The sequence below is a fragment of the Prevotella sp. khp7 genome (assembly GCF_900109055.1).
Taxonomy (GTDB): domain Bacteria; phylum Bacteroidota; class Bacteroidia; order Bacteroidales; family Bacteroidaceae; genus Prevotella.
Genome location: NZ_FOIV01000003.1, coordinates 692822 through 717636 on the forward strand (window position 1 = coordinate 692822; position 24815 = coordinate 717636).

30 protein-coding genes are annotated in these 24815 nt (G+C 46.2%); 21 read left to right on the forward strand and 9 right to left on the reverse strand.

Annotation, left to right across the window (positions count from 1 at the left end; translation table 11 throughout):
- Position 1: 1 nt before the first annotated feature.
- Both BMX82_RS09910 and BMX82_RS09915 read left to right on the forward strand, forming a co-directional pair.
- A complete protein-coding gene (locus BMX82_RS09910; protein ID WP_091768416.1) occupies positions 2–718 on the forward strand; it encodes an IspD/TarI family cytidylyltransferase in 717 nt (238 codons plus the stop codon).
- A 1-nt stretch (position 719) separates the two neighbouring features.
- Positions 720–1751, forward strand: coding sequence for an NAD-dependent epimerase/dehydratase family protein (locus tag BMX82_RS09915; RefSeq protein WP_091768419.1), 1032 nt, complete (start codon positions 720–722; stop codon positions 1749–1751).
- A gap of 37 nt (positions 1752–1788) precedes the next feature.
- Here BMX82_RS09915 and pheS read toward each other — a convergent pair whose 3' ends face one another.
- Complete coding sequence (gene pheS, locus BMX82_RS09920; protein ID WP_091768422.1) at positions 1789–2847, reverse strand: phenylalanine--tRNA ligase subunit alpha; 1059 nt, start codon at positions 2845–2847, stop codon at positions 1789–1791.
- A 133-nt stretch (positions 2848–2980) separates the two neighbouring features.
- On the opposite strand from pheS, the gene BMX82_RS09925 reads away from it, so the two are divergent.
- The 3 genes from BMX82_RS09925 to BMX82_RS09935 are packed head-to-tail and all read left to right on the forward strand — an operon-like array spanning position 2981 to position 5579.
- Complete coding sequence (locus BMX82_RS09925) at positions 2981–3820, forward strand: DUF4348 domain-containing protein (RefSeq protein ID WP_091768425.1); 840 nt, start codon at positions 2981–2983, stop codon at positions 3818–3820.
- The gene (murB, locus tag BMX82_RS09930; RefSeq protein WP_091768428.1) at positions 3820–4821 is read left to right on the forward strand and encodes a UDP-N-acetylmuramate dehydrogenase; all 1002 of its coding nucleotides are present in this window, start codon (positions 3820–3822) and stop codon (positions 4819–4821) included. Before BMX82_RS09925 ends, murB begins: the two co-directional genes overlap by 1 nt.
- Positions 4818–5579, forward strand: a complete 762-nt coding sequence (locus BMX82_RS09935) for an MBL fold metallo-hydrolase (RefSeq protein WP_091768431.1) — start codon at positions 4818–4820, stop codon at positions 5577–5579. The genes murB and BMX82_RS09935 overlap by 4 nt, the downstream gene beginning before the upstream one ends.
- A 520-nt stretch (positions 5580–6099) precedes the next feature.
- On the opposite strand, the gene BMX82_RS09945 is transcribed toward BMX82_RS09935, so the two are convergent.
- Positions 6100–6450: a hypothetical protein gene (locus BMX82_RS09945; RefSeq protein ID WP_036911042.1), complete on the reverse strand. Its 351-nt coding sequence runs from the start codon at positions 6448–6450 to the stop codon at positions 6100–6102.
- Between the two features lie 3 nt (positions 6451–6453).
- The gene (locus tag BMX82_RS09950) at positions 6454–6666 is read right to left on the reverse strand and encodes a YtxH domain-containing protein (RefSeq protein WP_036911040.1); all 213 of its coding nucleotides are present in this window, start codon (positions 6664–6666) and stop codon (positions 6454–6456) included.
- Positions 6667–6883: 217 nt separating this feature from the next.
- On the opposite strand from BMX82_RS09950, the gene BMX82_RS09955 reads away from it, so the two are divergent.
- The 9 genes from BMX82_RS09955 to rplT all read left to right on the forward strand — a co-directional run bounded on the left by BMX82_RS09955 (position 6884) and on the right by rplT (position 15313).
- Positions 6884–7378 (forward strand): SPOR domain-containing protein, encoded by a 495-nt coding sequence (locus BMX82_RS09955; protein ID WP_036911038.1) that lies wholly within the window; start codon positions 6884–6886, stop codon positions 7376–7378.
- A gap of 9 nt (positions 7379–7387) precedes the next feature.
- A complete protein-coding gene (ruvX, locus tag BMX82_RS09960) occupies positions 7388–7801 on the forward strand; it encodes a Holliday junction resolvase RuvX (RefSeq protein ID WP_091768436.1) in 414 nt (137 codons plus the stop codon).
- Positions 7802–7828: 27 nt separating this feature from the next.
- Positions 7829–8389 carry a peptide deformylase gene (gene def / locus BMX82_RS09965; RefSeq protein ID WP_036911034.1) on the forward strand — a complete coding sequence of 187 codons (561 nt, stop codon included), beginning with the start codon at positions 7829–7831 and terminating at the stop codon, positions 8387–8389.
- Between the two features lie 5 nt (positions 8390–8394).
- Positions 8395–10344 (forward strand): tetratricopeptide repeat protein, encoded by a 1950-nt coding sequence (locus tag BMX82_RS09970; protein ID WP_091768614.1) that lies wholly within the window; start codon positions 8395–8397, stop codon positions 10342–10344.
- Between the two features lie 39 nt (positions 10345–10383).
- The gene (locus tag BMX82_RS09975; protein ID WP_036911030.1) at positions 10384–11814 is read left to right on the forward strand and encodes a transglutaminase domain-containing protein; all 1431 of its coding nucleotides are present in this window, start codon (positions 10384–10386) and stop codon (positions 11812–11814) included.
- Between the two features lie 131 nt (positions 11815–11945).
- Positions 11946–13889 (forward strand): threonine--tRNA ligase, encoded by a 1944-nt coding sequence (gene thrS / locus BMX82_RS09980; protein ID WP_036911029.1) that lies wholly within the window; start codon positions 11946–11948, stop codon positions 13887–13889.
- A 78-nt stretch (positions 13890–13967) separates the two neighbouring features.
- Positions 13968–14666: a translation initiation factor IF-3 gene (infC, locus tag BMX82_RS09985; protein ID WP_036911028.1), complete on the forward strand. Its 699-nt coding sequence runs from the start codon at positions 13968–13970 to the stop codon at positions 14664–14666.
- Positions 14667–14736: 70 nt separating this feature from the next.
- Entirely contained in the window at positions 14737–14934 is a 198-nt protein-coding gene (gene rpmI / locus BMX82_RS09990) for a 50S ribosomal protein L35 (protein WP_036911026.1), read from the forward strand.
- Positions 14935–14968: 34 nt separating this feature from the next.
- Positions 14969–15313, forward strand: coding sequence for a 50S ribosomal protein L20 (gene rplT, locus BMX82_RS09995; protein ID WP_036911023.1), 345 nt, complete (start codon positions 14969–14971; stop codon positions 15311–15313).
- 58 nt (positions 15314–15371) lie between these two features.
- On the opposite strand, the gene BMX82_RS10000 is transcribed toward rplT, so the two are convergent.
- From BMX82_RS10000 to BMX82_RS10015, 4 genes are read right to left on the reverse strand one after another with little or no spacing between them, the layout of a single operon-like run.
- Positions 15372–16658, reverse strand: a complete 1287-nt coding sequence (locus BMX82_RS10000) for a serpin family protein (protein WP_091768439.1) — start codon at positions 16656–16658, stop codon at positions 15372–15374.
- A gap of 56 nt (positions 16659–16714) precedes the next feature.
- Positions 16715–17941, reverse strand: a complete 1227-nt coding sequence (locus BMX82_RS10005; protein WP_091768442.1) for an outer membrane beta-barrel protein — start codon at positions 17939–17941, stop codon at positions 16715–16717.
- On the reverse strand, positions 17938–18477 hold the full coding sequence (locus BMX82_RS10010) for an RNA polymerase sigma factor (RefSeq protein ID WP_091768445.1): 540 nt from the start codon (positions 18475–18477) through the stop codon (positions 17938–17940). The genes BMX82_RS10005 and BMX82_RS10010 overlap by 4 nt, the downstream gene beginning before the upstream one ends.
- 9 nt (positions 18478–18486) lie before the next feature.
- Entirely contained in the window at positions 18487–19041 is a 555-nt protein-coding gene (locus BMX82_RS10015) for a hypothetical protein (RefSeq protein ID WP_143058356.1), read from the reverse strand.
- Positions 19042–19404: 363 nt separating this feature from the next.
- Here BMX82_RS10015 and BMX82_RS10020 point away from each other — a divergent pair, with 363 nt between their 5' ends.
- Genes BMX82_RS10020 through BMX82_RS10040 form a run of 5 tightly spaced genes read left to right on the forward strand, consistent with a single transcriptional unit; the run spans position 19405 to position 22317 of the window.
- Entirely contained in the window at positions 19405–19608 is a 204-nt protein-coding gene (locus tag BMX82_RS10020) for a hypothetical protein (protein ID WP_091768451.1), read from the forward strand.
- A 4-nt stretch (positions 19609–19612) separates the two neighbouring features.
- On the forward strand, positions 19613–20749 hold the full coding sequence (locus BMX82_RS10025; protein WP_091768454.1) for a nucleotidyltransferase domain-containing protein: 1137 nt from the start codon (positions 19613–19615) through the stop codon (positions 20747–20749).
- Positions 20746–21603 (forward strand): hypothetical protein, encoded by an 858-nt coding sequence (locus BMX82_RS10030; protein WP_091768457.1) that lies wholly within the window; start codon positions 20746–20748, stop codon positions 21601–21603. Before BMX82_RS10025 ends, BMX82_RS10030 begins: the two co-directional genes overlap by 4 nt.
- Positions 21593–22033, forward strand: coding sequence for a S24/S26 family peptidase (locus BMX82_RS10035; protein ID WP_051949713.1), 441 nt, complete (start codon positions 21593–21595; stop codon positions 22031–22033). The genes BMX82_RS10030 and BMX82_RS10035 overlap by 11 nt, the downstream gene beginning before the upstream one ends.
- Positions 22034–22044: 11 nt before the next feature.
- Positions 22045–22317, forward strand: a complete 273-nt coding sequence (locus tag BMX82_RS10040) for a PqqD family protein (RefSeq protein WP_036911002.1) — start codon at positions 22045–22047, stop codon at positions 22315–22317.
- A gap of 3 nt (positions 22318–22320) precedes the next feature.
- Here the strand turns inward: BMX82_RS10040 and rlmH are convergent, their stop codons facing one another.
- Positions 22321–22791: a 23S rRNA (pseudouridine(1915)-N(3))-methyltransferase RlmH gene (rlmH, locus tag BMX82_RS10045; protein ID WP_036911000.1), complete on the reverse strand. Its 471-nt coding sequence runs from the start codon at positions 22789–22791 to the stop codon at positions 22321–22323.
- A complete protein-coding gene (locus BMX82_RS10050; RefSeq protein ID WP_091768463.1) occupies positions 22763–23080 on the reverse strand; it encodes a DUF4491 family protein in 318 nt (105 codons plus the stop codon). Before BMX82_RS10050 ends, rlmH begins: the two co-directional genes overlap by 29 nt.
- A gap of 114 nt (positions 23081–23194) precedes the next feature.
- Here BMX82_RS10050 and BMX82_RS10055 point away from each other — a divergent pair, with 114 nt between their 5' ends.
- Both BMX82_RS10055 and BMX82_RS10060 read left to right on the forward strand, forming a co-directional pair.
- On the forward strand, positions 23195–23800 hold the full coding sequence (locus tag BMX82_RS10055; protein ID WP_036910995.1) for an RNA polymerase sigma-70 factor: 606 nt from the start codon (positions 23195–23197) through the stop codon (positions 23798–23800).
- Between the two features lie 79 nt (positions 23801–23879).
- Complete coding sequence (locus BMX82_RS10060) at positions 23880–24782, forward strand: FecR family protein (protein ID WP_177172075.1); 903 nt, start codon at positions 23880–23882, stop codon at positions 24780–24782.
- The last annotated feature ends 33 nt before the right edge of the window (positions 24783–24815 follow it).

Sequence of the window (24815 nt, forward strand, 5' to 3'; positions counted from 1 at the left end):
TATGAATATCGCAGTAATATATGCAGGAGGAATGGGGAGCAGACTTCATAACTACAGTCGCCCCAAGCAGTTTATTGAGTTCAGAAGTAAGCCTATTGTAATATACACTATTGAGATATTCCAGCGTATATCTGCTGTAGACGGTATCGTAGTGGTTTGTCTGGAAGACTGGATACCTTATCTGCGTCACGAAGTGGAGAAATATAATCTTGACAAAGTGCTGCATATTGTGCCTGGTGGCAGAAAGGGACAGGATTCAATCTACAACGGACTGGTATGCGTGAAGGATCATTATCCAGACGACACGATGGTGCTGATTCATGATGGTGTGCGCCCTCTGGCGATGGATAAGACAATCCTGGAGTGTATCGAAGTGGCCAACGAGAAGGGAAACTGCGTGGTTGTAGTGCCTGCGATGGAAACTATAGTCGTTGAAGGTGAAAATGGTGACTGGTCTATTCCAAACCGCTCGAATTGCTATGTGGCCAGGGCTCCTCAGTGTTTCAGGCTGGGTGATGTGATGGCTGCCCACCTGAGGGCTTTGAAAGAGGAAAAGCACGATTTCATAGATACCTGTACGATGATGAAGTATTATGGGCATAAGTTTAATACGATTCTTGGAACAGTAGAGAATATTAAAATAACGACACCTGCCGACTGTTTTATGTTTCGTGCCATCATAGAGGCAAGGGAAGAGGGCGTCGTGTTCGGACTGTAGCATGAATAATAGGATTGTTATAGACGACTTGCGAAGAATGGGTGAGGCGAGTCTGCCTTGGAGGCAACTCGATGGAAAGACGGTTCTCGTAACTGGGGCTACAGGCATGTTGGCATCGTATGTTACTTTGCTGTTGCTCTATTTGCATGAGCATTGTGGCGTTGATGTGCGTGTGGTGGCACTTTGCAGGAATCGCAAGAAGGCTGAAGAATTCTTTGGCTCTTATCTGGATAAACCTTATTTCCGTCTCCTGATTCAGGATGTTTGTGCTCCAATTGCGTATGAAGGAGGGATTGACTATATATTCCATCTGGCAGGGAATGCCAGTCCGCACTTTATCAATACAGACCCAGTTGGCATTATGAGGTGTAATCTGGTGGGGACGATGAATATACTAGAATGTGCTCGTAACTGGCAGACGGCGAAAGTGATATTTGCTTCGACTCGTGAGGTCTATGGTAAGAACGAAGAGGCTGACGTGCTGGACGAGAAAGCATTTGGAACTCTCGATACTATGGATGATAGATCGTGTTATCCTGAAAGTAAGAGAGCTGCAGAGACTTTGTTGAGGAGTTATTATCTGCAATACGGCATGAGTTTCAATACCATTCGTATAGCTCATTCATACGGGCCAACGATGACGTTGGAGAATGATGGGAGGGTGATGGCTGACTTGATGGGTGATGTGGTGACCGGGCGTGATATCGTGTTGAAAAGCAATGGTGAAGCACTCCGTGCTTTTCTATATGTAACAGATGCCGTATTGGGCATGTTTACTGTACTTTTTTATGGAACTCCCGGAATGGCCTATAATTTGGCTAATGAGACTGAACCCACCAGTATAAGGAATCTGGCAAAACTGTTGGCATCGCAGAGAGAAGGTGTTCAGGTTGTAATTTCAGTTGGTGAGCAAAAAGGTTATTGTTCTTATCGTCGTACAGCCTTAGATACAACTGCGATTGAACACTTAGGGTGGAAACCAGAGGTTTCACTTACGGAAGGAATTAAACGGGTATTTGAATATAATGCATAGATAAAGAAAAGCCTCACCATTTGGTGAGGCTTTTATATTAGTTAGCTGATTCGAATTCTTCGAGGAAACGGGTGTCGTTTTCGGAGAACATTCGCAAGTCGCTTACACGATATTTCAAGTTTGTGATACGTTCAACGCCCATACCAAAGGCATAGCCGCTGTAAATCTTAGAGTCGATGCCGCATTGCTCAAGTACGTTGGGGTCAACCATACCACAGCCCAAAATTTCTACCCAACCTGTATGCTTGCAGAAACCGCATCCTTCACCGCCACAGATGAAGCAGGAGATATCCATCTCAGCTGAGGGTTCTGTGAATGGGAAATAGCTGGGGCGCAGGCGAATCTTCGTATCGGCACCAAACATTTCTTTGGCAAACGACAACAGGACCTGCTTCAGGTCTGTAAACGAAACATTTTTGTCAATATAGAGACCTTCTACCTGATGGAAGAAACAGTGCGCACGAGCCGTGATGGCCTCGTTACGATATACGCGTCCAGGACAGATGACACGGATAGGCTCAGATAACTTGCCATCTTCTGTATGCAAGTGTTCCATCACACGAGCCTGTACCGATGAGGTGTGAGAGCGGAGCAGGATGTTCTTTGTTACATCGTTGGGATGCTGCGATACAAAGAAAGTATCCTGCATATCACGAGCAGGATGATCGGCTGCGAAGTTCATCTTGGTGAACACGTGCAGGTCGTCTTCAACCTCTGGGCCATCGGCTAGGACGAAGCCCATACGCGAGAAGATATCGATAATCTCATTGGTAACGATTGTCAGCGGGTGGCGTGTGCCGAGCTGAATGGGATAGGGAGTACGGGTCAGGTCAATAGTCTCTTCGCCGCTCTCCTCAGTCTCCACCTCTTCGCGCAACTGATTAATGCGCTCTGTGGCGAGTGTCTTCAGTTCGTTAATCTTCATGCCGACAGTTTTCTTCTGATCGGCAGCAACATTGCGGAAATCGTTCATCAAGGCTGTAATCTCGCCTTTCTTGCTCAGATACTTCAGTCGGAGCTGCTCAACTTCCTCTGCGTTTTTTGCGCTTAAATCCTGTACTTCTTTCAGGAGTTCATCTATCTTATCAAGTATCATAATCAGTAAAAATTGCAATTTTGCGTGCAAAGGTACAAAAAAAATGAGAATTATGATGCAGAATTAAGAATATTTTGTACCTTTGCCGAAATTTGAAAGAATAAACAGATTGATTAGGTTACTTCTTCACTAGATGAAAAGGTTTTTTATTGCGATCTCCGCAGGTCTGATGTTCATGTTCTCATGTACGGGAAACAGGTCTAATCAGGGAGATGATATGCCTGCTGATTCTGTCGCCGATTCCACAGATGTGGCGGATGTCGACACGATGGAACTGTTGATTACAGAGACGCCAATGCCTCGTGCTGCTGACGCCATGTTTGATGACTTTCTTTTCAATTTCTTGGCCAATAAGCGATTGCAGAAAGAACGGATTGTTTTTCCCCTCCGAATATTTAAAGATAATAAGGTGGAACAGGTTGAAAAGTCGCAATGGAAGATGGAGCATCTGTTTATGCGTCAAGGGTATTACTCGCTACTCTTCAATGATGATAAGCAAATGTCGCTGATGAAGGATACTGCTGTTAGTGAGGCTGTTGTAGAGAAAATATTACTGAAGAAAAATGAGGTGCACGATTATATGTTCCGTCGTATAAGAGGTGCATGGATGTTATGTGAAGTCAGAGTTAATCCCCTTGAGAAGAATGTCAATGCCTCGTTTTTGAAGTTTTATCAGCGTTTTGCTTCCGACAGTACTTTTCAGACAAAGAGCCTGAATGAGACCGTACAGTTTGTGGGGCCTGATCCCGATGACGACTTTAACATGATGGAAGGTGTGATTACTGCTGATACTTGGGAGGCTTTTGCTCCCAAATTACCTGCTAAGTCGATTTATAACGTGATATATGGAAAGCCTCAGAAAGAAGGTACGGATAAGATATTCCTTTTGCGAGGTGTAGCTAATGGTCTAGAACTTGAACTGCGTTTCAAGAAGATTGGCGATAAGTGGCTACTAATGAAAATGACCACTTGATGAGAGATGTATTGAATTATAGTCTGAAAGCCCACAATACATTTGGCATTGACGCCAAATGCAGTAGGTTTTTGGAATACAAAACCATAGTCGAGGCACAAACAGTAGCTAAGATCCTTCGTGAGAGTGATACTCCTTATATAATAATAGGTGGGGGGAGTAACCTTTTGCTTACTGGCGACTACGAAGGGATCGTTGTGCATTCAGCCTGTAAGGGTATAGAACGCATGGGCAATCGCCTCGTTTGTGGCAGTGGTGAGGTGTGGGATGATGTTGTTGCCAAGAGCATTGATATGCAGCTATATGGCGCAGAGAACCTTTCGCTTATTCCTGGCGATGTCGGCGCGAGTGCTGTTCAGAATATCGGTGCCTATGGCTCAGAGGTCAAGGATTTTATCCGTAAGGTCCGTGCTGTAGAGATTGCAACAGGAGAACTTCGCGAATTCTGCAATGATGAATGCGAATATGGATATCGTCAGAGTCGTTTCAAGCACGAGTGGAAAAATCGCTACCTGATTCTCTCTGTAGAATATGAGTTTTCTGAGACGTTCCAACCTCGTCTGGAATATGGTAATATCCGTGTTGAATTGGAGCTCAAGGGTATAACTTCCCCAACAGCCAAGCAACTCCGACAGACCATAATCGATATTCGCAACGCTAAGTTGCCCGATCCGAAAGTTGAAGGCAATGCGGGCAGCTTCTTCATGAATCCCATTGTGAGTCGTGATAAATATGATGCATTAGCAGCGCAATACGAGGGAATGCCTCATTACGAGGTGGATGCCGAGCATGTGAAGATTCCTGCAGGTTGGATGATTGACCAGTGCGGATGGAAGGGCAAGTCATTAGGCCGTGCTGGTGTTCACGACAAACAGGCCTTAGTTCTTGTTAACCGTGGTGGTGCTACGGGGGCAGAAATTGTAACCCTCTGTGAGGCGATCCAGAAAGACGTGAAAGTAAAATTCGGTATTGTTATTCATCCCGAAGTGAACATAATATGAAACTGACTTTTTTAGGAACGGGAACCTCTTGTGGTGTGCCAGTCATTGGTTGTCAGTGCAAGGTCTGTCAGAGCACAGATCTTAAAGATAAACGCATGCGCTGTTCTGCTCTTGTTGAGACCGAGACAACGCGTTTGCTAATTGATTGCGGTCCCGACTTCCGTCAGCAGATAATGTCGCACCCCTTTCGTAAAATAGATGGCATCCTTATCACCCATAGCCATTACGATCACATGGGAGGAATGGATGATATCCGTCCTTATTGTCAGTTTGGCAAGATAAACGTTTATGCAGACCCTATTGCTCGCGAATCAATGCTCCAGATGCTGCCTTATTGCTTTGCAGAACATCGCTATCCAGGTGTCCCAGCCATCGGACTCCATGAGATTCTTCCTCATCAAATGCTGCATATTGGCGATCTGGACATTATGCCTATTGAGGTGATGCATGGTCAGTTGCCCATTCTAGGCTATCGTATAGGTAAGTTAGCCTATATTACTGATATGAAAACCATTGCCGAGTCGGAAATGTCATATCTCGAGGGCATAGAATTATTAGTTGTCAATGCGCTTCGTTTTGACAATCCGCATCATTCTCATCAACTAGTCGACGATGCCATAGCTTTTGCCCGTACGATTAAAGCTCCTCGTACGCTCCTTATTCATATGTGCCATGATATAGGCTTGCATGAAGAAGTGAATCGAATTCTGCCTGAAGGTATTGAACTGGCTCACGACGGACAGGCTGTTTTTCTCTAAATTCAGCCAAATTAGCTCGAAGAATACGTGTTTTTGTTAAAATAGCTTAAATTTGTGTTGTTTTTATGGTAAAACACTTGGAGGTATTTAAAAAAAACGTATCTTTGCCATGTGTTTTTCATAGTATTAGATTTAAGGTTAACAAAGGTTTGGGTCACAGCGGTGACCCTTTTTTTATATTTTAATCCTTCATGTATGTCGCTTTGATTCTACTTTCTGTTCTTCTTTCTTCCAAATAAGGAGTTTCTTCCAAACAAGAAACCATACCCTTTCATCAGTTTTCTAATTAGCAGAAAAGTGTCTACTGCCACAAAGCCATTGCTTATGAGCGACGCAATATAGTCGCCCTTTGAATTTTCCTCTTTTTTTAGAAATACCTGATTCCAAAGTGACGTGAATTTCGTGTTGTCCTGCTGGAGTTGATCAAGCAGTTCATTTTTACGTTGTCTTATTTCGTCAAGCGTATGATATTCTGTAGTTGGTTTCTTTACTGGAAGCATAAAGTAGAGGGATTATTGCTTTATTTGCCAAGAAGTAATGAGGCCAGAAAATGCACCAACGGCTTTTCTATCCACGACTTGCGGAAAATTACGAAAAACATAAGGATAAGCAGGTGTAGTCCAGCCACTATGAAAAACGCCGCAGATGTACCTGTGAAGTTTGCCAACCAGAACGCAAGGGCAATCGAGAAATACATCAGTACAGCAATAATGATTAATATGAAAATAACTGCCAAGGCAGCCGCCGTTAATAGGCGTACTACCTTGTCAATCACATCAAACTTCAGATATTCCTTCTGAAGTCCGAGATAATGTTTTAGCACTTCGATAAGTTGTGCTATTGTCTCAACGTTCTTATCGCTGGAGAGCATCTCTTATTCCTCCTCTGCTGCGTCCTGAATGTCGTCAACGAGGTCAACAACTTCCTTGCGGCTGAGTTTGATGTTGTGCTTCTTCAGAAAGTCCTCAACGGCATCAGTGATTTTTACGCGGGTGTCCTGTCCCTTTTCAGGTGCCATCAGAATGCCCAGAGCTGCGCCAGCGATAGCTCCGCCAAGAAATGCGCTTAAGTAACCTAGACTCTTCATAATTATTATCGTTTATAATATTAATAGTAATGAATTGTTCTGCAAATATACGAAACTTTTCGTTTGTAAAGCAAAAAAGAGCCAAAATTTTTGTAAAAAAGTTGTGATTTCTGCGATTTAACAAACTTTATGTGCCTTTTTTGCTCGTGTTTGCTCGATATTTAGTAATTTCGCAGCAATTATTGAACTTATAACTTTATTAAATAACAAAAACAAAATGAAGAAAACAACCCTTTTGTGCGTAGGATTATGCGCAGCAATGGCTTTTACAAGTTGTAAATCTAACGAGAGTGCCTATAAGAAGGCATACGAGAAGGCTAAGCAGTATGATACTGCTCAACAGACTCCAGAGCAGTCTGCAGCTCAGGAGGCCGTTGTGGCTCCTGTTCAGGCAAAGCCAGCCAATGAAACCCGCGTAGTAGACAATCTCGACAATGTTTCTGTTCGCTCCGAGAATGTGTCGCTCATCAGTGGTAGCGGTCTGAAGGCTTTTAGCGTAGTGGTTGGTTCTTTCAGCGTTCGTGCTAATGCCGATGGTCTGCAGCAGCGTCTGAGAGATGCAGGCTATGACGCACAGATTGTGAAGAATGAGTCTAACAACATGTTCCGTGTTGTAGCTTCTACTTTTACCGATAAGTTGGGTGCTGTCAATAGTCGTGATCAGCTTCGTGCCACTTATCCGGATGCATGGTTGCTCTACAACGCCCAATAATTTACGAGATTGGCGCGTATATTATCAATAGATTACGGTAAGAAACGTACCGGTATTGCAGTCACCGACCCTCTTCAGATTATAGCTGGAGGGTTGGCGACTGTTTCTACATCGGAGTTGTTTGATTGGCTTCGAGCTTATATGACCAAGGAGCCTGTTGAACGTATTGTAATCGGTGAGCCTCGTCAGCCTAATGGTCAGCCCAGCGAGAATATGCAGCGCGTAGTGCAGTTCGTTAATCGTTGGCGCAGGGCCGTTCCCGAAGTGCCCATTGAGTTTTTCGACGAGCGTTTTACCTCTGTTCTGGCCCATCAGGCTATGCTTGATGGTGGCCTGAGGAAAAAGGCCCGTCAAGACAAAGCTTTAGTTGATGAGATTAGTGCAACCATCATTCTTGAAGACTATCTCCGTTCTCGCAAATGACTCTCAATTCATAATTTATAGAAGACAATGATATTACCTATTTATATATATGGTCAACCTGTGCTTCGTAAGGTGGCCGAAGATATTACTCCCGACTATCCACAACTCAAGGAATTGATTGGTGATATGTGGGAGACGCTTGCTGAGTCAGAAGGAATCGGCCTCGCTGCTCCTCAGATTGGCAAGTCTATCCGTCTTGTTGTAATCGACCTCGATGTGCTGTCGGATGAATTGCCTGAGTATAAGGATTTCCGTAAAGTGTTTATCAATGCTCATATCATAGAGTACGATGAGACCCAGACCGATACATCGGAAGAAGGTTGTCTTTCGCTCCCTGCTATTCATGAGAAGGTTGTACGTCCAATGCGCATTCATGTAGAGTGGGATGATGAGCAGTTCCAGCACCATGATGAGTGGATTGAAGGTTATCTGGCCCGTGTCATGCAACATGAGTTCGATCACCTCGACGGAAAGATGTTCATTGACCGTATTTCCCCGCTCCGTAAGCAGCTTATCAAGAGCAAGCTTCGTGCCCTGCTTCAAGGTCGATTCCGTTGCGGCTATCGCACTAAAGTGGTGAGAAAGTGATTGAAATGCGGCGCATTTTATTATTTCTCTCACTTCTGCCGCTGTTTGCGCAGGCGCAGTTTAATACCGACCGTCTTGTCATGATAGGACGATCGGCATTGTATTATGAGGATTATGTCCTCTCAATTCAATATTTCAATCAGGCTATCAGCCAGAAACCGTGGCTCTATGAACCGTGGTTTTTTCGTGGGGTAGCTAAGTTTTATCTCGATGATTTTCGTGGGGCAGAGATTGACTGCTCTGAAGCTATCGAGCGCAATCCATATGTGGTGAGTGCCTATGAACTCCGAGGCCTAAGCCGCATCAATCAGAAGAAGTTTGCCGAGGCCGTGAGCGACTATGATCGTGCATTACGTTATGATCCTGAGAACCAAGGGCTTTGGCACAATCGTATTCTTTGTTTGATCCAGGAGAAAGATTACGATCGTGCGCTTGCTCAGATCGACACCATGACCACTCGCTGGTCGCGTTATGCTCGGGCCTATGCTATGGAGGCCGAAATCTATTTGTTGCAGAAAGATACCACCAAGGCTGTCAAGTCGCTCGACAAAAGTTTGGAACTTGATCCTTACGATGGTGGTCTCTGGGCCGAACGGGCTATCATCAGTCTGGCCCGTCAAAAGTGGAAAGAAGGTGAGGAGTTTCTTACCAAGAGTATCCATCTGCTTCCAAAACATTCAAACAATTATATAAACCGAGCTATGGCTCGTTACAATCAGAACAACCTTCGTGGGGCGATGTCCGACTATGATACGGCCCTCGACCTTGACCCTGATAACTTCCTTGGTCACTACAATCGTGGTCTACTCCGTGCACAGGTGGGCGATGACAACCGAGGAATTGAAGACTTTAACTTTGTACTGAAGCTTGAGCCCGACAACCTGATGGCTCTTTTCAATCGTGCCTTGTTGTTGGAACAGACGGGCAATTTGCGTGGTGCTGTTCGCGACTATTCCAAGGTTATCGAAGAATATCCAAATTTTTGGTTCGGCTTGCAGCACCGTGCCTCTTGCTATCGCCGTTTGGGAAACACCAAACAAGCAGAACTCGATGAATTCCGTATTTTGAAGGCTCAGATGGATAAACGCTATGGCAAGCAACCCCGTCTCTCAAAGAAACAGATGCGTAAACGTAGCGATGAAGACCTCGAGAAGTATAATCAGCTGGTTGTGGCTGATGAACAGGAGGTTGAGCACGAGTATAAAAGCGATTATCGCGGACGCGTACAGAATCGCAAGGCTGAACTTGTATGGCAGCCCATGTATGGCCTCACCTTTATTAAACCCCAAAACGATGTAAAGATTGAAATCCCTTATGAGTCTACTGTTGACCAGTTCAACCAGCGTTCAGGTTCTCATACCGTCTTTGTGTCTTGCGAACAGCGTAACCTCAGCGAGGAACGTATGAAACAGACCTTTTCCTATATTGACTCGCTTAGTACTCGTATTGACGAGGCCAAGACTACGACCGCAGTTGTGCCTCTGTTATTACTCCGTGCAGTAGCCTATGGTACTATTCAGAATTTCGACAATGCCATCGATGATTTGAGTATCTGCCTGCAGATTGATTCTACCTCGTCGCTTGCTTATTGGCAGCGTGCTGTATGTCAGGCCAAAATCAACGAGTTCAACGCCTCACAGGGCACCAATATCGAGCTTAAGTCGGCTAATGTGATGGGTGACCTTTCCGAGGCCATCCAGCAGTCGCCGAAAAATGCCTATCTATATTACAATCGAGGCAACCTCTATGCCCAGCGCAACGATTATCAGCATGCTATTGACGATTATACGCGTGCGTTGAAGTTAGAAGAACGACTTGCTGAGGCATGGTTCAATCGTGGTCTTGCAAAGATTTACGTCAAGCGCGTAAATGAGGGTATAGAAGACCTCTCGAAAGCAGGTGAACTTGGCCTCTATCAGGCATATAGTGTGATTAAAAAGTACCGCGAAAAATAGAATTTTGCAGCAAGAATTAATCTGTAGCCCCAAATTCTTATGAAAAAGATTTTAGTTGTTATTGCCCTTGTCATGCTGAACATATGTCAATTACCAGCACAAGAACTAATAGCGTGTGGACCTTTTTATAGCGAACCGCATGAAGTAACTGTTGAGGCCAATATCACATTGCAACCATTTGTCGAACAGACTGTCGGCATGAGAAGTAACTCAACACGAACAGATGTAACTGCTATTAAGTGGATTGACCGTATCACAAATATGCCGACTTATTTAAGGGACTTTTATGATCTTTATGGGAATAAAGTTCATGAAGTTCTTAATGGAAAACAAAATTGGACTGCAGATCCTGCTCTGGCTGATTATAATGAGAGCAATAATTCCTATTATATTACGCTAACGACTATCAAGGGGACGGTCGACTTTACATTCTCCAGAGATGCATCAGCGGAAGTTATAAAACAGAGTTGTAGAAATGCTGTACAAGAGGTTTGTAAATCTCAGTATGCTGATGCTGATTCTTTCATACGCTATCTGATAATTGCTCTGAGTTATGATTATCCAGAAGCATTCTGGTTACGTAATTATTTCAGATGGGGCGATTATTATAGTTGGCAATACAATTATAGTCAAACCAGTGGCAAAGGTACAGCGGAGTATTCTCAAAGAATATATTTTGTATTAAAAGCCGATGATTTTGATCGGCGATTGGATTTTTTGGATGATGCCATATTGGTATATTCTGCTGTGACAGATATCACTGAGAAAGTTAACGGCATTATAAGTGAGAGCCCCGATGGCAGCCGTTATGACAAGGTCGCGTATTTGAATGATTGGCTGACGCATCATAATTGCTATAATCCCGAATATTCCGGTACTCCAGACAATATGAAACATCATGTAGTTTGGAGTCCATATAGTGCTTTTATGGGGTTGTCTGATGCTGACGGACCTGTTTGTGAGGCGTATGCGAGGGCATTTAAGATACTTTGCGATAAACTGAATATACCTTGCGTCCTTGCCTCGGGGTATGCTAAGGGTAATAAACTTCAGGCTCAAGGCGAATCGCATGTGTGGAACGAAACGCAAATGGACGATGGTCAATGGTATGCGGTCGATGTGACATGGAACGATCCGGTAGTAAAGTCAAAACAAGAAAAGATTTCTGGCTTTGAAAATCATAATTGGCTGTTGTTGGGAAAGAAGGATTTGGTTGCAAATGATTTTACGTTTGAGGAGTCTCATCCCTTATCTATCACATGGGATAACAAGCCTGAGATTATGGATAAATGGGATTGTTTGATTGAATCACTGATTGCCGATTACAAATACAGAAATTCTACTGGCATCCGAACTGCGGCATATCACCCATCTGATAAAGTTCAACTTTATAATATGCAAGGTCAGAAGGTCGATGCAGAATATAAGGGAATTGTCCTTTCTAATGGTAGAAAGTATATTGCCAAATAAACCGAGAGCACAAGTGAGGGATCTGCGTCCTCTTTATCGTCGAATATGAAAAAAATCCTCATTTTGTATGCAATGTCGAAAATTTGTAGTATCTTTGCACGCAATTTCAAATTCAAACATATATTGTAGATATGATTAACATTACATTCCCAGACGGATCTGTTCGCTCGTATGAGCAGGGCGTAACTGGTATCCAGATTGCAGAGAGCATCTCTCCGGCTCTTGCACGCAGCGTTGTAAGCTGTGGAGTAAATGGTGAGACGGTAGAGCTGAACCGTCCTATCAACGAGGACGCTACCATCGAGCTCTACAAGTTCGACGACGAGCAGGGTAAGCATACCTTCTGGCACACATCGGCCCACTTGCTGGCCGAGGCATTGCAGGAGTTGTATCCTGGCATACAGTTCGGTTTCGGACCTGCTGTCGAGAATGGTTTCTTCTATGATGTATTGCTGAAGGACGGCGAGAGCATCAAGGAGAGCGATTTCCCAAAGATTGAGGCTAAGATGAAGGAACTGGCCGGCAAGAAGGAGCCTGTAGTTCGTCGTGAGGTACCAAAGGCCGAGGCCCTGAAGCAGTTTGCTGAGTGGGGACAGACCTATAAGTGCGAGCACATCGAGCAGGATCTTGAAGACGGTTCAATCACCACCTATACCCAGGGTAATTTCACCGATCTGTGCCGTGGTCCACACCTCGTGGATACTGGCGAGATCAAGGCTGTTAAGCTTACCTCAGTAGCAGGTGCTTTCTGGCGTGGCGATGCTAACCGCGAGCAGATGCAGCGCTTGTACGGTATCTCATTCCCCAAGAAGAAGATGCTCGATGAGTATCTAGAGATGCTGGAGGAGGCTAAGAAGCGCGACCATCGTAAGATAGGTAAGGAGATGGAGTTGTTCATGTTCTCAGATAAGGTAGGTAAGGGCTTGCCCATCTGGTTGCCAAAGGGTACCGAACTCCGTCTGCGTTTGCAGGATCACCTGCGCAAGGTGCAGAAGCGTTTCGGCTATCAGGAGGTTATCACTCCACACATTGGTTCTAAGAACCTCTATGTTACCTCTGGTCACTATGCTCACTATGGCAAGGATTCGTTCCAGCCTATCCATACACCTGAGGAGGACGAGGAGTACATGCTGAAGCCAATGAACTGTCCTCACCACTGCGAAATCTTCGCTTGGAAGCCCCGTTCATACCGCGACCTGCCTCTGCGTATCGCTGAGTTTGGTACCGTATATCGCTACGAGCAGAGTGGTGAGCTGCACGGACTGACCCGTGTACGTTCGTTCACACAGGACGATGCCCACTTGTTCTGTCGTCCCGACCAGGTTAAGCAGGAGTTCTTGAATGTAATGGATATCATCGGTATCGTGCTCACAGCCTTCGGATTCAACTTCGAGGCTCAGATTTCTCTGCGCGATCCTAACGACCACGATAAGTATGTAGGTACTGATGAGGACTGGGCACTGGCTGAGAAGGCTATTGTAGAGGCTTGTCAGGAGAAGGGTCTGCCCGCTAAGGTAGAATATGGCGAGGCTGCTTTCTATGGTCCTAAGCTCGACTTCATGATTAAGGACGCTATCGGTCGTCGTTGGCAGCTGGGTACTATCCAGGTTGACTACAACCTGCCTAAGCGCTTCAACCTCGAGTATACCGATGAGGACAACCAGAAGAAGACACCTGTAATGATTCACCGTGCACCATTCGGATCAATGGAGCGTTTCTGCGCTGTGCTGATTGAGCACACCAGCGGTCACTTCCCCTTGTGGCTCACACCTGATCAGGTTGCTATCCTGCCTCTGTCGGAGAAGTATAACGACTATGCCCAGGAAGTAGCTAAGAAGTTTGATATGGGTGGCGTCCGCGCAACCATCGACCTGCGTAATGAGAAGCTGGGCCGTAAGATTCGTGACAACGAGCTGAAGCGCATTCCTTACATGGTAATTGTAGGTGAGAAAGAACAGCAGGATGGTACCGTGGCCGTGCGTCCTCAGGGCGGTGGCGAGCAGAGTGTTAAGACCATTCAGGAGTTTATTGACGAGGTGAACGCTCGCGTTGCCGAAATGACAAAAGACTTCTAAAGTAAAAAAAATAGGAAAAAATTTGGTTAATTCGCTGAAAGTTAGTAATTTTGCACCCGATTTTCTAAAAAGTATTTGATGAAGAATGACAAATTGAAGAATCAGTATCGAATCAACGAACAGATTCGAGTACGTGAAGTCCGCATCGTCGGTGACGATGGTAGTACCGTTGTTAATACCCGTGATGCGCTGAGCATGGCCCGCGATCAGGGCGTAGATCTCGTAGAGATTTCACCCAACGCCAATCCGCCCGTTTGTCGTCTTATCGATTACTCCAAGTTCCTTTACCAGCAGAAGAAGCGTCAGAAAGAAATGAAGGCCAAGCAGGTGAAGGTTGAGGTGAAGGAAATTCGTTTCGGGCCTCAGACCGACGAGCACGACTACCAGTTCAAGCTCAAGCACGCTCGTGAGTTCCTTGAGGAGGGCAACAAGGTTCGTGCCTATGTGTTCTTCCGTGGACGTTCAATCCTGTTCAAAGAACAGGGCGAGGTGTTGCTGTTGCGTTTCGCAAACGACCTTGAGGAGGTAGGAAAAGTTGAGGGTATGCCCTCGCTCGAAGGTAAGAAGATGTTCCTTTATCTGGCTCCTAAGAAAGCTGGTGAGAAGAAAAAGAGTCAGCAGGCTCGTGATCGTGAGGCTGCTGAGGCAGAAGCTAAGGAAGCAAAGAAAGCTCAGCAGGCAGAATCAAAAGAGACAGAGATGCCAGCTAACGGTGGTCTCTTCGCCAATGCAAAGATCAGTGCCGATGCGCTGAAGAAATTGCAGGACAACGAATAGAAAAAGAAGGTGGCGCGCCCGGTATATGCGTTGCTGCCGTTTATTAATAACAATTTAAAATTTTAAAACAATGCCAAAAGTAAAGACAAATTCCGGTGCAAAGAAGAGATTCACATTCACCGGTACAGGTAAGGTAAAGAGACGTCACGCCTTCCACAGTCACATCCTGACTAAGAAGACCAAGAAGCAGAAGCGTAACTTGGTTGGTACAACTATCGTTGATCAGACAAACATGAAGCAGGTGCGTGACCTGTTGTGTCTCCGTTAAACCTATTGTCGAACATTTAAAGTAGAAGAAAACTATGCCAAGAAGTGTAAACAACGTTGCCTCAAGAGCAAAGCGTAAGAGAATTTTGAAGCTTACCCGCGGTTACTTCGGTGCCCGCAAGAATGTTTGGACAGTAGCAAAGAACACATGGGAGAAAGGTCTTACCTATGCTTACCGTGATCGTCGTAACAAGAAGCGCAACTTCCGCAGCCTGTGGATTCAGCGTATCAACGCTGCCGCTCGCCAGGAGGGTCTGAGCTATTCTGTTCTGATGGGTAACCTTGCAAAGGCAGGTATCGAGATTAACCGTAAGGTTCTCGCTGACCTCGCTATGAACAACCCCGAGGCTTTCAAGGCCATCGTGGAGAAGGTTAAGTAAAGAATCGCAAGTCTTTATCAATAATAATCCCAGCCGAAAAGGCTGGGATTATTTGTTTTTATTCCCCTCTATAGGTTCCTATGAAGAATATCACACCGCTACTTGCTTCCTGAATCACGTATATAAATGGGCGGTTGCAATGGAAGTCTACTTTCTCTGGTTGATGTCCAGGACCAGGCGACATTAAATCCATCATGGCCACGGTCACAGCTGCCGCTTTAGTACCTTCCTCATTAACCTCGATAGCGGCTTTCTGTTTCATCAGCCCTACATGTAGCCCCTCCTTGATATTAGAACTGATGTTTGGAAACTCGGCTGAACTTGTGAACATCGTCGGTGCTCCCATTGCAGATAGCGGTTCTACCAGGTCGGTTTCAAAGTCTGTCTTAAAGCGTGGAATCATAATATCAACCTCAGCACTCCATGCGTTCTGATAGTTGGTAAGTTCTTTCCACCACAGACTGCTCATGCTGCTGATTACGGTATCTATCGTCTTACCCTCCTTGGGTAGTAGCACCTTCATGCTCCACTTGTCACCGCTGCCGTAAGGTAGATTCAGCATCTGACACATCTCGTTTTCGCTGTATAATGCCATAGCTTTACGATGCATCATCGGCAGACTCTTCTTCTGGCCGTCCATAGCCGTGAAGTCCTCGTTCTTTGTATCTTTCTTGTCAAACTTGTCAGTCCAAGTGGCCTTGAAATAGATGGCGTTCATCAACAATAGCAGGGCATCGATATTCAGTTCATTCTCTTTCAATATTTCTGGAATCATATTGTCGGTTTTTTTCTTACACCAGCCGTTGATCTGTTTCAGCGCCTCGTCCTTCTTGCTGAAATCAAGACTTGATACTTCTGCACTATAGTAATTTTTCATGTCTTTTTCATACTGAGATTCCAACTTGACATTCATAAACTTGTTAGAAATTACCGTATTTGCGACCTCCAATGTCACCGACGAGTCGGTCTTGGGAGCCTCTTCTATCAGTTTCTGACAGAACTCGTTCACCGCTTTTACTTCGTTATAACCAAAGCCCAAAACTGTGCCAATCTCCTTGGCCGTCTCGCCTGTGGCACCATCATTAAGCATGCCCATCACATAGGTTACGCTGATAGGCGATATGATGCTGCTCTTCTTGCCCTTAGGCATGTTGCTGATGGTCTTGAACAGATTGAACGAGAAGTCAGTGTTCTTCTCTACATAGGTCTTTTCCTCTTGTGTGAGTTCAATGGCTCTGGTTTTCGGCAGCATGTTGATTACCTCTTCACCCTCATCGAGCTCATTACTGCTTTTGCAGCCTGCTATGGCCACAGCTACGGTCGCGAATAAAAATAGTTTTTTCATAATCAGTTATGCTAAAGTTATAATATTTCACTCATGTATGACTCCACCTGTAGAACTTACAGGTTGTAGCGCATTCCCAGTTGTAGACTCATAGCCGTGGGCTTATCTTTGAAGAAGTTGCTCACGTTACTGCCGTTGTCAAAGTAGTGTCGCACGCCTGGTTCTGCATAGACGCCCAGTTGTGGTATAATGTTGTACTGCACCCCCAGATGTCCGCCAATAGACCATTGCGGACGGTCCTTGTCTATTTTCTGTTCTATGCCGTCTGTTTCTGCTGTCGCTTTTACGTTAAAGTCTACCTGTCCACCAGCGCTCACATAGATGTTCAGCCTGTCCCACTGCCACAATTGTAGCTGCATATTTAATGGGACACCCACGTAGTGCAATACTTGATGACGCTTTACCTCAAGCGAGCGCATCACGCTTGTAAAGTCAGAGTGGAGCTTTGTGTAAGCCACACCCGAACTCACCGATAAACGGTCGGATAGGGGATAGCTCAACGTAATACCTATTGTGAAGGGCTGATCATGGCTCTGGTGCTCTTCGTAGCCAACCAGATAGGCTACCTCGCCGCGCGACATGGCAAAGTTGCTTAATGTTGATGGGCTCATCATCACACCGTTCGTGTTATCATATCCGCCCGAGGATGCTGAGGCATACAGGTTCATGGTTGATTTTCGTGCATGGGAGTGTTGTTTCTGCCGCTCTAATTCACAAACCCTAGGCAGAGTGTGTTTCTTATCCTGTTCCCTCAGCGATTCCTTATCCTCAGGTGCTTTTGTCGTCTGTTCTTTCTCTATTGTCTGCTTAGCAGATTCCTCTGTAGACTGAGCGGCTTTTGGCTCTGTCACCTCCTGTGCCTCAGTTGCAGTTTCGTAGCCTGTAGCCTGCGCCATCAGCTTCCTTTCTGTGCTTGTGGCGGCTATGCTAGTGGCTTTTGCGGCAGGAACTGCCATATCTTCTATAGTGCTCTCAGAGTGTTCGTTGCTATCATTGTGAGCCGTCTGTATGTTTCCATTCTCCGGTGTGGCCTGTTGTGCCAGTTCTGTGCTCTGTTTGCCCGTCTCGATGTTTTCCCATAGCATGTAAGCCCCGCCCAGCAGCAGTCCGACTACGGCTGCGGCTACTACGTATCGGCGCAACGACACCATCATCGTCGGCTTTGGGGTTACCTGCTGCTTGTCGAGCGTAGCCTCAATGTCGGCCCACAAGTCGCGCTTAGGCTCCTCGCGGTAGTTCTCCATGTGGTTTCTCAGCCTTTCGGCCCATTTGTCTTGCTTCATATCTCGTGTCGTCTTATATAGTCATTAATCATTTTTATGAGCATTTGTTTGGCTCTTGCGTATTGCGAAGTAGAGGAGTTTTCTTTGATGCCCAGTCTCTGGGCTATTTCGCTGTGCGAACAGCGTTCGAAAACATATAGGTTCAATATCATTCTGTAGCCTGGTGGCAGTTGTGCTATCATGCGGCTCATCACTTCAGGTGGTATTCGCTCCAGTTCCGTCTCTTCGTCGGCCTGTTCTGGCATCTTATCGGTGAAGCTTATCCGTTCATGCTTCTTGATAAAGTCGAGCGACTTGTTTACAACCGTTCTACCAATCCATGCTTTTAGTGCTCCTTCTCCGTTGGGTTCAAACCGTCCTATAGCGGTAAAAATGCTGATAAACGTGTCCTGAACCACGTCGTCTACGTCGTCGTTGTCGGGGATATACCTGTGTCCTATCGACGTGGCATACCCTTTGAAGCGCTCGTAGAGCCGCCTCATGGCTTGTCGGTCACCCGCCTTGACGGCGGTCAGCAGTTCTAGTTCGGTTTCCAACTTAGTTTTTTATTTTATGCGCTTTGTACTCGTAAATTTCAACGTCATTTCTGGGTTCAGTTCTTTTACAGTCTCCCCGTCGCCCGTGCCGCTCGTTATGCAGTATACCGACAATACCAGAGTGAATGTATTGTGGTAATTATCAACCGTGGCCACAGTCCTATTGGCGGTAAAGAGCACTCTGAAAGGAGTCTCGCTGCCGTCGGCCTCGTGGACGATGAACGATATCTCTGCCGAACTGAGAAAAAACATATGGTCATAGACTTCCGACGAGTTTTCCAGATAAATGGCATTGTCTGAATAGCCTAAAAGTCGGAATGTCAGTGCGGGCGGCATGACGTGGCTTACCGAGCTCACCTTCATGTTAGGAAACATTTTGCTCACAATGGTCTGATAGGGATAGCTGTCGAACGAAATCTCGCTGGTGTCGTCAATCTTAACATAAGCGTTGACTGTTTCTGCTTCCAATCCGTCTACCGTCCAGATACCGTTATACGTCAATGTTTCTCCTTTCAGATTACTGCTAAGCTGCTTGCTTGGATCTAAAAATTCCGTATTTTCCATATCTTCGCCAGGTGCGCAAGACATAGCTAATGCGGCGAGTATCAGAGCGGTTCCCATTTGTCTAAATAGTCTTTTTGAGTCCATATCTTTATATCTCTTTTATTATATAAACGCATAAACTCTCAAAATACTGCATAAAAAAATGTTAAAACCGAAATAATTCTCTTTCACGTGCTCCCAATAATGATGAAACTCTCATAAGTAATAATTTATATGTTTATGTACAAATATAAGAAAAACGCGTGGGGAGAAATGTTGGAAAAGTAGGGTATGTATCGGAAAAATAACATGTTGCTGTAAGAAAAATGGGGTTTTCAGACAAATTATTTGGTGTTTTATTCTTTTCGTTGTACCTTTGTGGCCATGATCACAAAGGGAGAGATGCAGTTTAATGGTATGTTGACGATGGCAATGCTGTCGTTGATGCCGCTGTTATGCGTGCTGAAGGCACAGCCCGACAGGTCGGTAGAGAGTTTTGCCGACTACAATTGTTTCAACGGCCGTGATTTTTTTCATGAGGTGTTCAGACAATACACAAGCATGACACCTGCTAAATATCAACTATAGACAAATGGATAAGATCAATACTAAAAACACAACAGACGGCATGTTTATGGCCATGGTGAAGGCGGCGATGACGGGCTCTGAATTGAGAGTGAAGCCGACTGATGACGAATGGACGCAACTGTTTCGGATGAGTAGGAAACATGCGGTCGTAGGATTGCTATGGAGCGTGGCCAGTAAGCACAAAATGCCGATGACGTTGGCTGTGCAATGGTCCAGTGAGGCTGAACAGATACGCGGACTAAACGGATTGATGAACGACGAGGCCGCGCGGTTGACTGAGGCCTTTAGAAACTGGGGCATAAAGACAGCCATATTGAAGGGGCAGGCCAATGCCCGACTTTACAATGACCCGTTGGTGAGGCAGCCTGGCGACATAGACATTTGGGTAGAAGGCGGTAAAGAGCGTGTTATGGAACTCCTCATAGAGATGGGCTTCACACAACCTCAAGACCTGAAGGGCAGAAACAGAAGGAATATAGTAAACAACTATCATGTGCATCTGCCGACAAACGACAGAGGTGTGGATGTCGAAGTACATTTTAGCCCGTCTTCTGGAAATCATAATCCTTTGACTAATAAGTATTTGCAACGATGGCTTGAAACAGAGGTTAAACATATTGAGGAGACCGAGGATGGCTTTTCGGTGCCTCTGCTGAAGTTTGCTTTAGTGATGCAATTGGCGCACATACAACACCATTTCCTGAACAGCGGCGTTGGTCTCAGGCAGATATGCGACTATTATCTGTTGCTGAAGCATTCTACGGCCGACGACAGGCAGGAGGTGAAGGGCTTGTTAAATCAGTTTGGTCTGCGCCGGATTGGTGGAGCGCTGATGTGGGTTCTTGCTGAGGTGTTTGGTCTGGACAACGCGCTGATGCTCTGCAAGCCCGACAAGTACCGTGGTAAATGGTTGCTGCGTTTCATCATGGCTGAGGGCAACTTCGGATACTACGCCCAGCATGTTAAGGTAAAGTCAGACGTGGCCTATTTTCTGAAAAAGGAGTATAGACGCCTTAAACTGCTACCGTTTGCCCCTTCGGAGATAATGTGGTTGGAGCTGAGGCATTGGAAAGATTTGTTTGGACTGTTGCCCGAACGCATCGAACGCGGTCGCTTATCGTTAAGAAATATCCGGAGATGAATATAACACGATATTATCAGATAGCTGAGCACACGTTCAGCGTCATAGGCGAGGAGAGTATCTTCGCATTGATGGGCAACTATGAACCGTTTAGTGCCGGCTCATCCCAGACAGTATTCTCCCTCATGATTACCGATGACAAGGCTCCCGTCTATATAGAGGAGCTGCGCCAAAACGACGAGGGACAGACCATTATCTGCGGACGGACTGCGGATGGACATCCTGTGTATGAATATCGCTGGCAGAACAAGATGGTAGGTTGGCTGATATGCTCGAACGATTATAGCGAGGGGCGTCTCGTGATAGTTGGACCACAGGCGAAGATGGTATTAAACAATGCGCTGATGATGCTCTATTCGCTTTCTACAGCCGATAAGGGCACGATGCTTTTTCATTCTGCTGTAGTAAGTTATTGCGGTAAGGGGTATATGTTCTTAGGCAAGAGCGGCACGGGCAAGAGCACGCACGCCGCTTTGTGGCTGAGATACATAACAGGCTCGGAACTGATGAATGATGACAATCCTGTAGTGAGGGTGATGAACGGGAAATGCTTTGTCTATGGCTCGCCTTGGAGCGGTAAGACACCATGTTATCGGAATGTGAGCTGCGAGTTGGGTGGTATCGTTCAACTGAGTCAGGCACCTTACAACAAGATTTGCCGGTTGAGTGGAGTGGAGAGTTACGCGGTGCTGATGCCGAGTATCAGCGGTAAACGTTGGGATAAGCGTGTTGCCGACGGACTACATCAGTCGGAGAATACATTAGCGAAGACTGTGCCAACATGGTACTTGGAATGTCTGCCCGACGAAGCTGCGGCTCTGCTTTGTAAAGAAAAGATATGTGATGACAGATGATGAAATTTTAGAAGAGGTTGTCAGGCTGTTGAGTGAGGGTGTGAGTGTGACCCTGCCTGTTGACGGACGTAGCATGCTGCCCTTTATCATCGGCGGTCGGGAGAGTGTTATCCTGAAGAAGCCCCAACGGCTGAAGAAGGGCGATGTGGTGCTGGCATGGGTGGAAAACTGTCGTTATGTGGTACATCGCATTATCAGCATTGACGGCAATCGTGTGACCCTGATGGGCGACGGTAATCTTGTTGGTACGGAGCGTTGTACCATCGATGAAGTGAAGGCTGTTGCAACTCATATTGTGGACGCAGATGGTGTCCGACACGACTTGTATTGTTTATGGCGGCGTATCGGCTCGAAGGTCTGGTGGTATCTGCGCCCTTTCAGAAGATATTTATTGGCAATATATAGAAGAGCTAAGAAGATAAAAAAGTAAAAATGTAAGAAATGAGAATAAAGCAAGGATTTGTGCTGCGCGAGGTATGCGGCGAACAAGTGATTATGGGCGAAGGTCTCGGGGCTCTTGACTTCGGTAAGCTGCTGGTGCTCAACGAGACGGCAGCCTGGTTATGGCAGCAGGCTGCTGAGATGGAGACTTTCAACGTGGATCTGCTGACGGAAAAGCTCTTAGGGACATACGACGTGGCGCCTGAAGAGGCCCGAGAGGATGTGTCCGACATTCTGCAGAAGTGGCAGCAGGCCGGTTTGGTAGAAGAATAAGCTTTACTCGTGGTGATAAGGCTCGCCCTTAATGATGGTGCAGGCACGATAAATCTGCTCCGTGAAGACGAGGCGTATCATCTGGTGAGAGAAGGTCATCTTTGAGAGCGACAGCTGTTCGTTGGCACGAGCATAGACTGCAGGCGAGAATCCATAAGGACCACCGATGATGAATACGAGTCGGCGGGCGGTATTGCGCTTCTGTTCCAGCCAACGCGCAAACTCGATGCTTCGAAACTCTTTTCCATGCTCATCAAGCAGAACAACGGTGTCGGATGGCTGCAGCTGCTTGAGAATGAGTTCGCCCTCGGCTGTCTTCTGCTGTTCTTCAGAGAGGCTTTTGGTGTTCTTCAGCTCAGGAATGGTCGTGAGTTCGAAGGGCATGTAGTGACCGATGCGATCGACATAGTCGCTGATGCCCGCCTGAAAATGCTTGTCGGTAGTCTTACCTACCAGTATCAGAAGAGTTTTCATATTCGTGACGACGCTTGGGATTCATAGGAAACCATCCTTTGAGAACACGCTTACGCTGAGAGAAGAGCTCGCCGATGCCCCAAAGTGATGAAGCTCCGAAGACACCCAGGAACGACGAGATATATACATTCTCGACAAAGAGAGCCGCTAGGCAGCAGACGATGCCTATAAACATATAGAGAATCCAAGGACGTGTGCCCCAGTAATACTCGGTCTTGATAACTATCGGGTGCCAGATACCTATCGTGAGAAAGGTCATGACGGCGATGGTGATTCCTGTGAAATACATGCTGAATATTTAGTTTGCAGAATTCGGCTGCAAAAGTACCAATTTTATTTGTATATCTGCATTTTTTTTTCATTTTTCTTGGTTTGGTAATGGAAAAAATGTAATTTTGCACTGATGGAACAAACTGAAACCTTTATCATACAACAGCTTAAGGAAGGACAGGAGCGGGCTTACCGATATGTGTACGACCGCCACTACCAGATATTGTGTCATGTAGCGGCACAATATGTGCACGACGATTTCCTGGCTGAGACCATCGTCGGCGACGTGATATTCCACCTGTGGGAGGTTCGCGAGACGATAGAGATAAAGACTGGTTTGCGCAGCTATCTGATGACATGTGTGAGAAACCGTTGTCTGGACTATCTGAAATCGCAATACAATCAGCGTGAAGTAAAGATGTCGGCTACTCCGGATATCAGCGACGACTTTCCCGTGCTTAATTATATAAAGGGCGACGACTATCCGTTGGGCCACCTGTTAGAGCAGGAACTTGAGGGCGAGATCATGAAGGCAGTCGACAGTCTGCCCGAAGAGTGCGGCAGGGTGTTCCGTCTGAGTCGTTTCGAAGAGAAGAAATACGAGGAGATAGCCCGTGAGCTGGGCATCTCGGTCAACACGGTAAAGTATCACGTGAAGCATGCGCTGGTATTGTTGCACGAGGCGCTTGGCAAGTATCTGGCAGCGGCCATCCTGCTGCTGGTGGAACAGATGGCATAAAAATATTTTTGAAAAAATATCAGTTCTGACTACCCTCAGGACTTTTTTTATCGTCAAACTAATAACTATCGACCATAAGATGACAAACGACAAGTCACATTTCGAAGAGGAGATATGGTTCTCGTCCGTTAGTGAAGAGCAACTGGCCAAGTACGACAAAGACGCCGCTTTTGCCGCCTTTAAGAAGCGTGTGGCAGAGAGCAGCAAGCCTAAAGTGCAGACCCACCACCGTCTGAGATGGCTGCGATATGCTGCTGCCGTGGCTGCCGTCGTGGCTGTGGGCTACTTCTCGTTCAAGGGCGGACAGAGTAACGTGGCTTCGGCTTTTGGCGATATTGTGATTGAAGCTCCACAAGGTTCTCGCACCCAGATGACGTTGCCCGACGGCACGAAGGTGTGCCTGAACGCAGGCTCAAGAATATCCTATTCACAAGGCTTTGGCTTTTCAGTGAGGTTAGTTAGTTTAAAAGGAGAGGGTTACTTCGAGGTAACCCACAATGAGCAGTTGCCTTTCAGCGTCGAGTCGGAGAATGTGCGGGTCAAGGTACTTGGCACGAAATTCAATTTCCGCGATTATCCGAGCGACGCGGAGGCAACTGTCTCGTTGGCAGAGGGTAGCGTGGCCATGAGCAGCACGAAGCATCCCGCCGAAGACCGGCTGCTGAAGCCCGGTCAGCGTGCGATGGTCGATAAGCGCACGGGTAAGATCTATGTCGAGAACTACGACGTGGCCAAGTCGAGCCAATGGACCAACGGCCGACTGATATTCGACGGCCAGCCCCTGATGGAAATCGTGAAGACGCTTGAGCGCAGTTATAACGTGAAGATTACCATATCCGACAACCGCCTTTTGACACTCAGGTTCTATGGTGACTTCCTGCGCCAGGAGCAGACGCTCCGCGAGGTGCTCGACGCGCTGGCAGCTACCGACAAGATCAGGTACGACCAACACGGTAAAAACATAACATTATATTACCCATAACAAAAATTATACAATTTATTTTTATCAATGTCT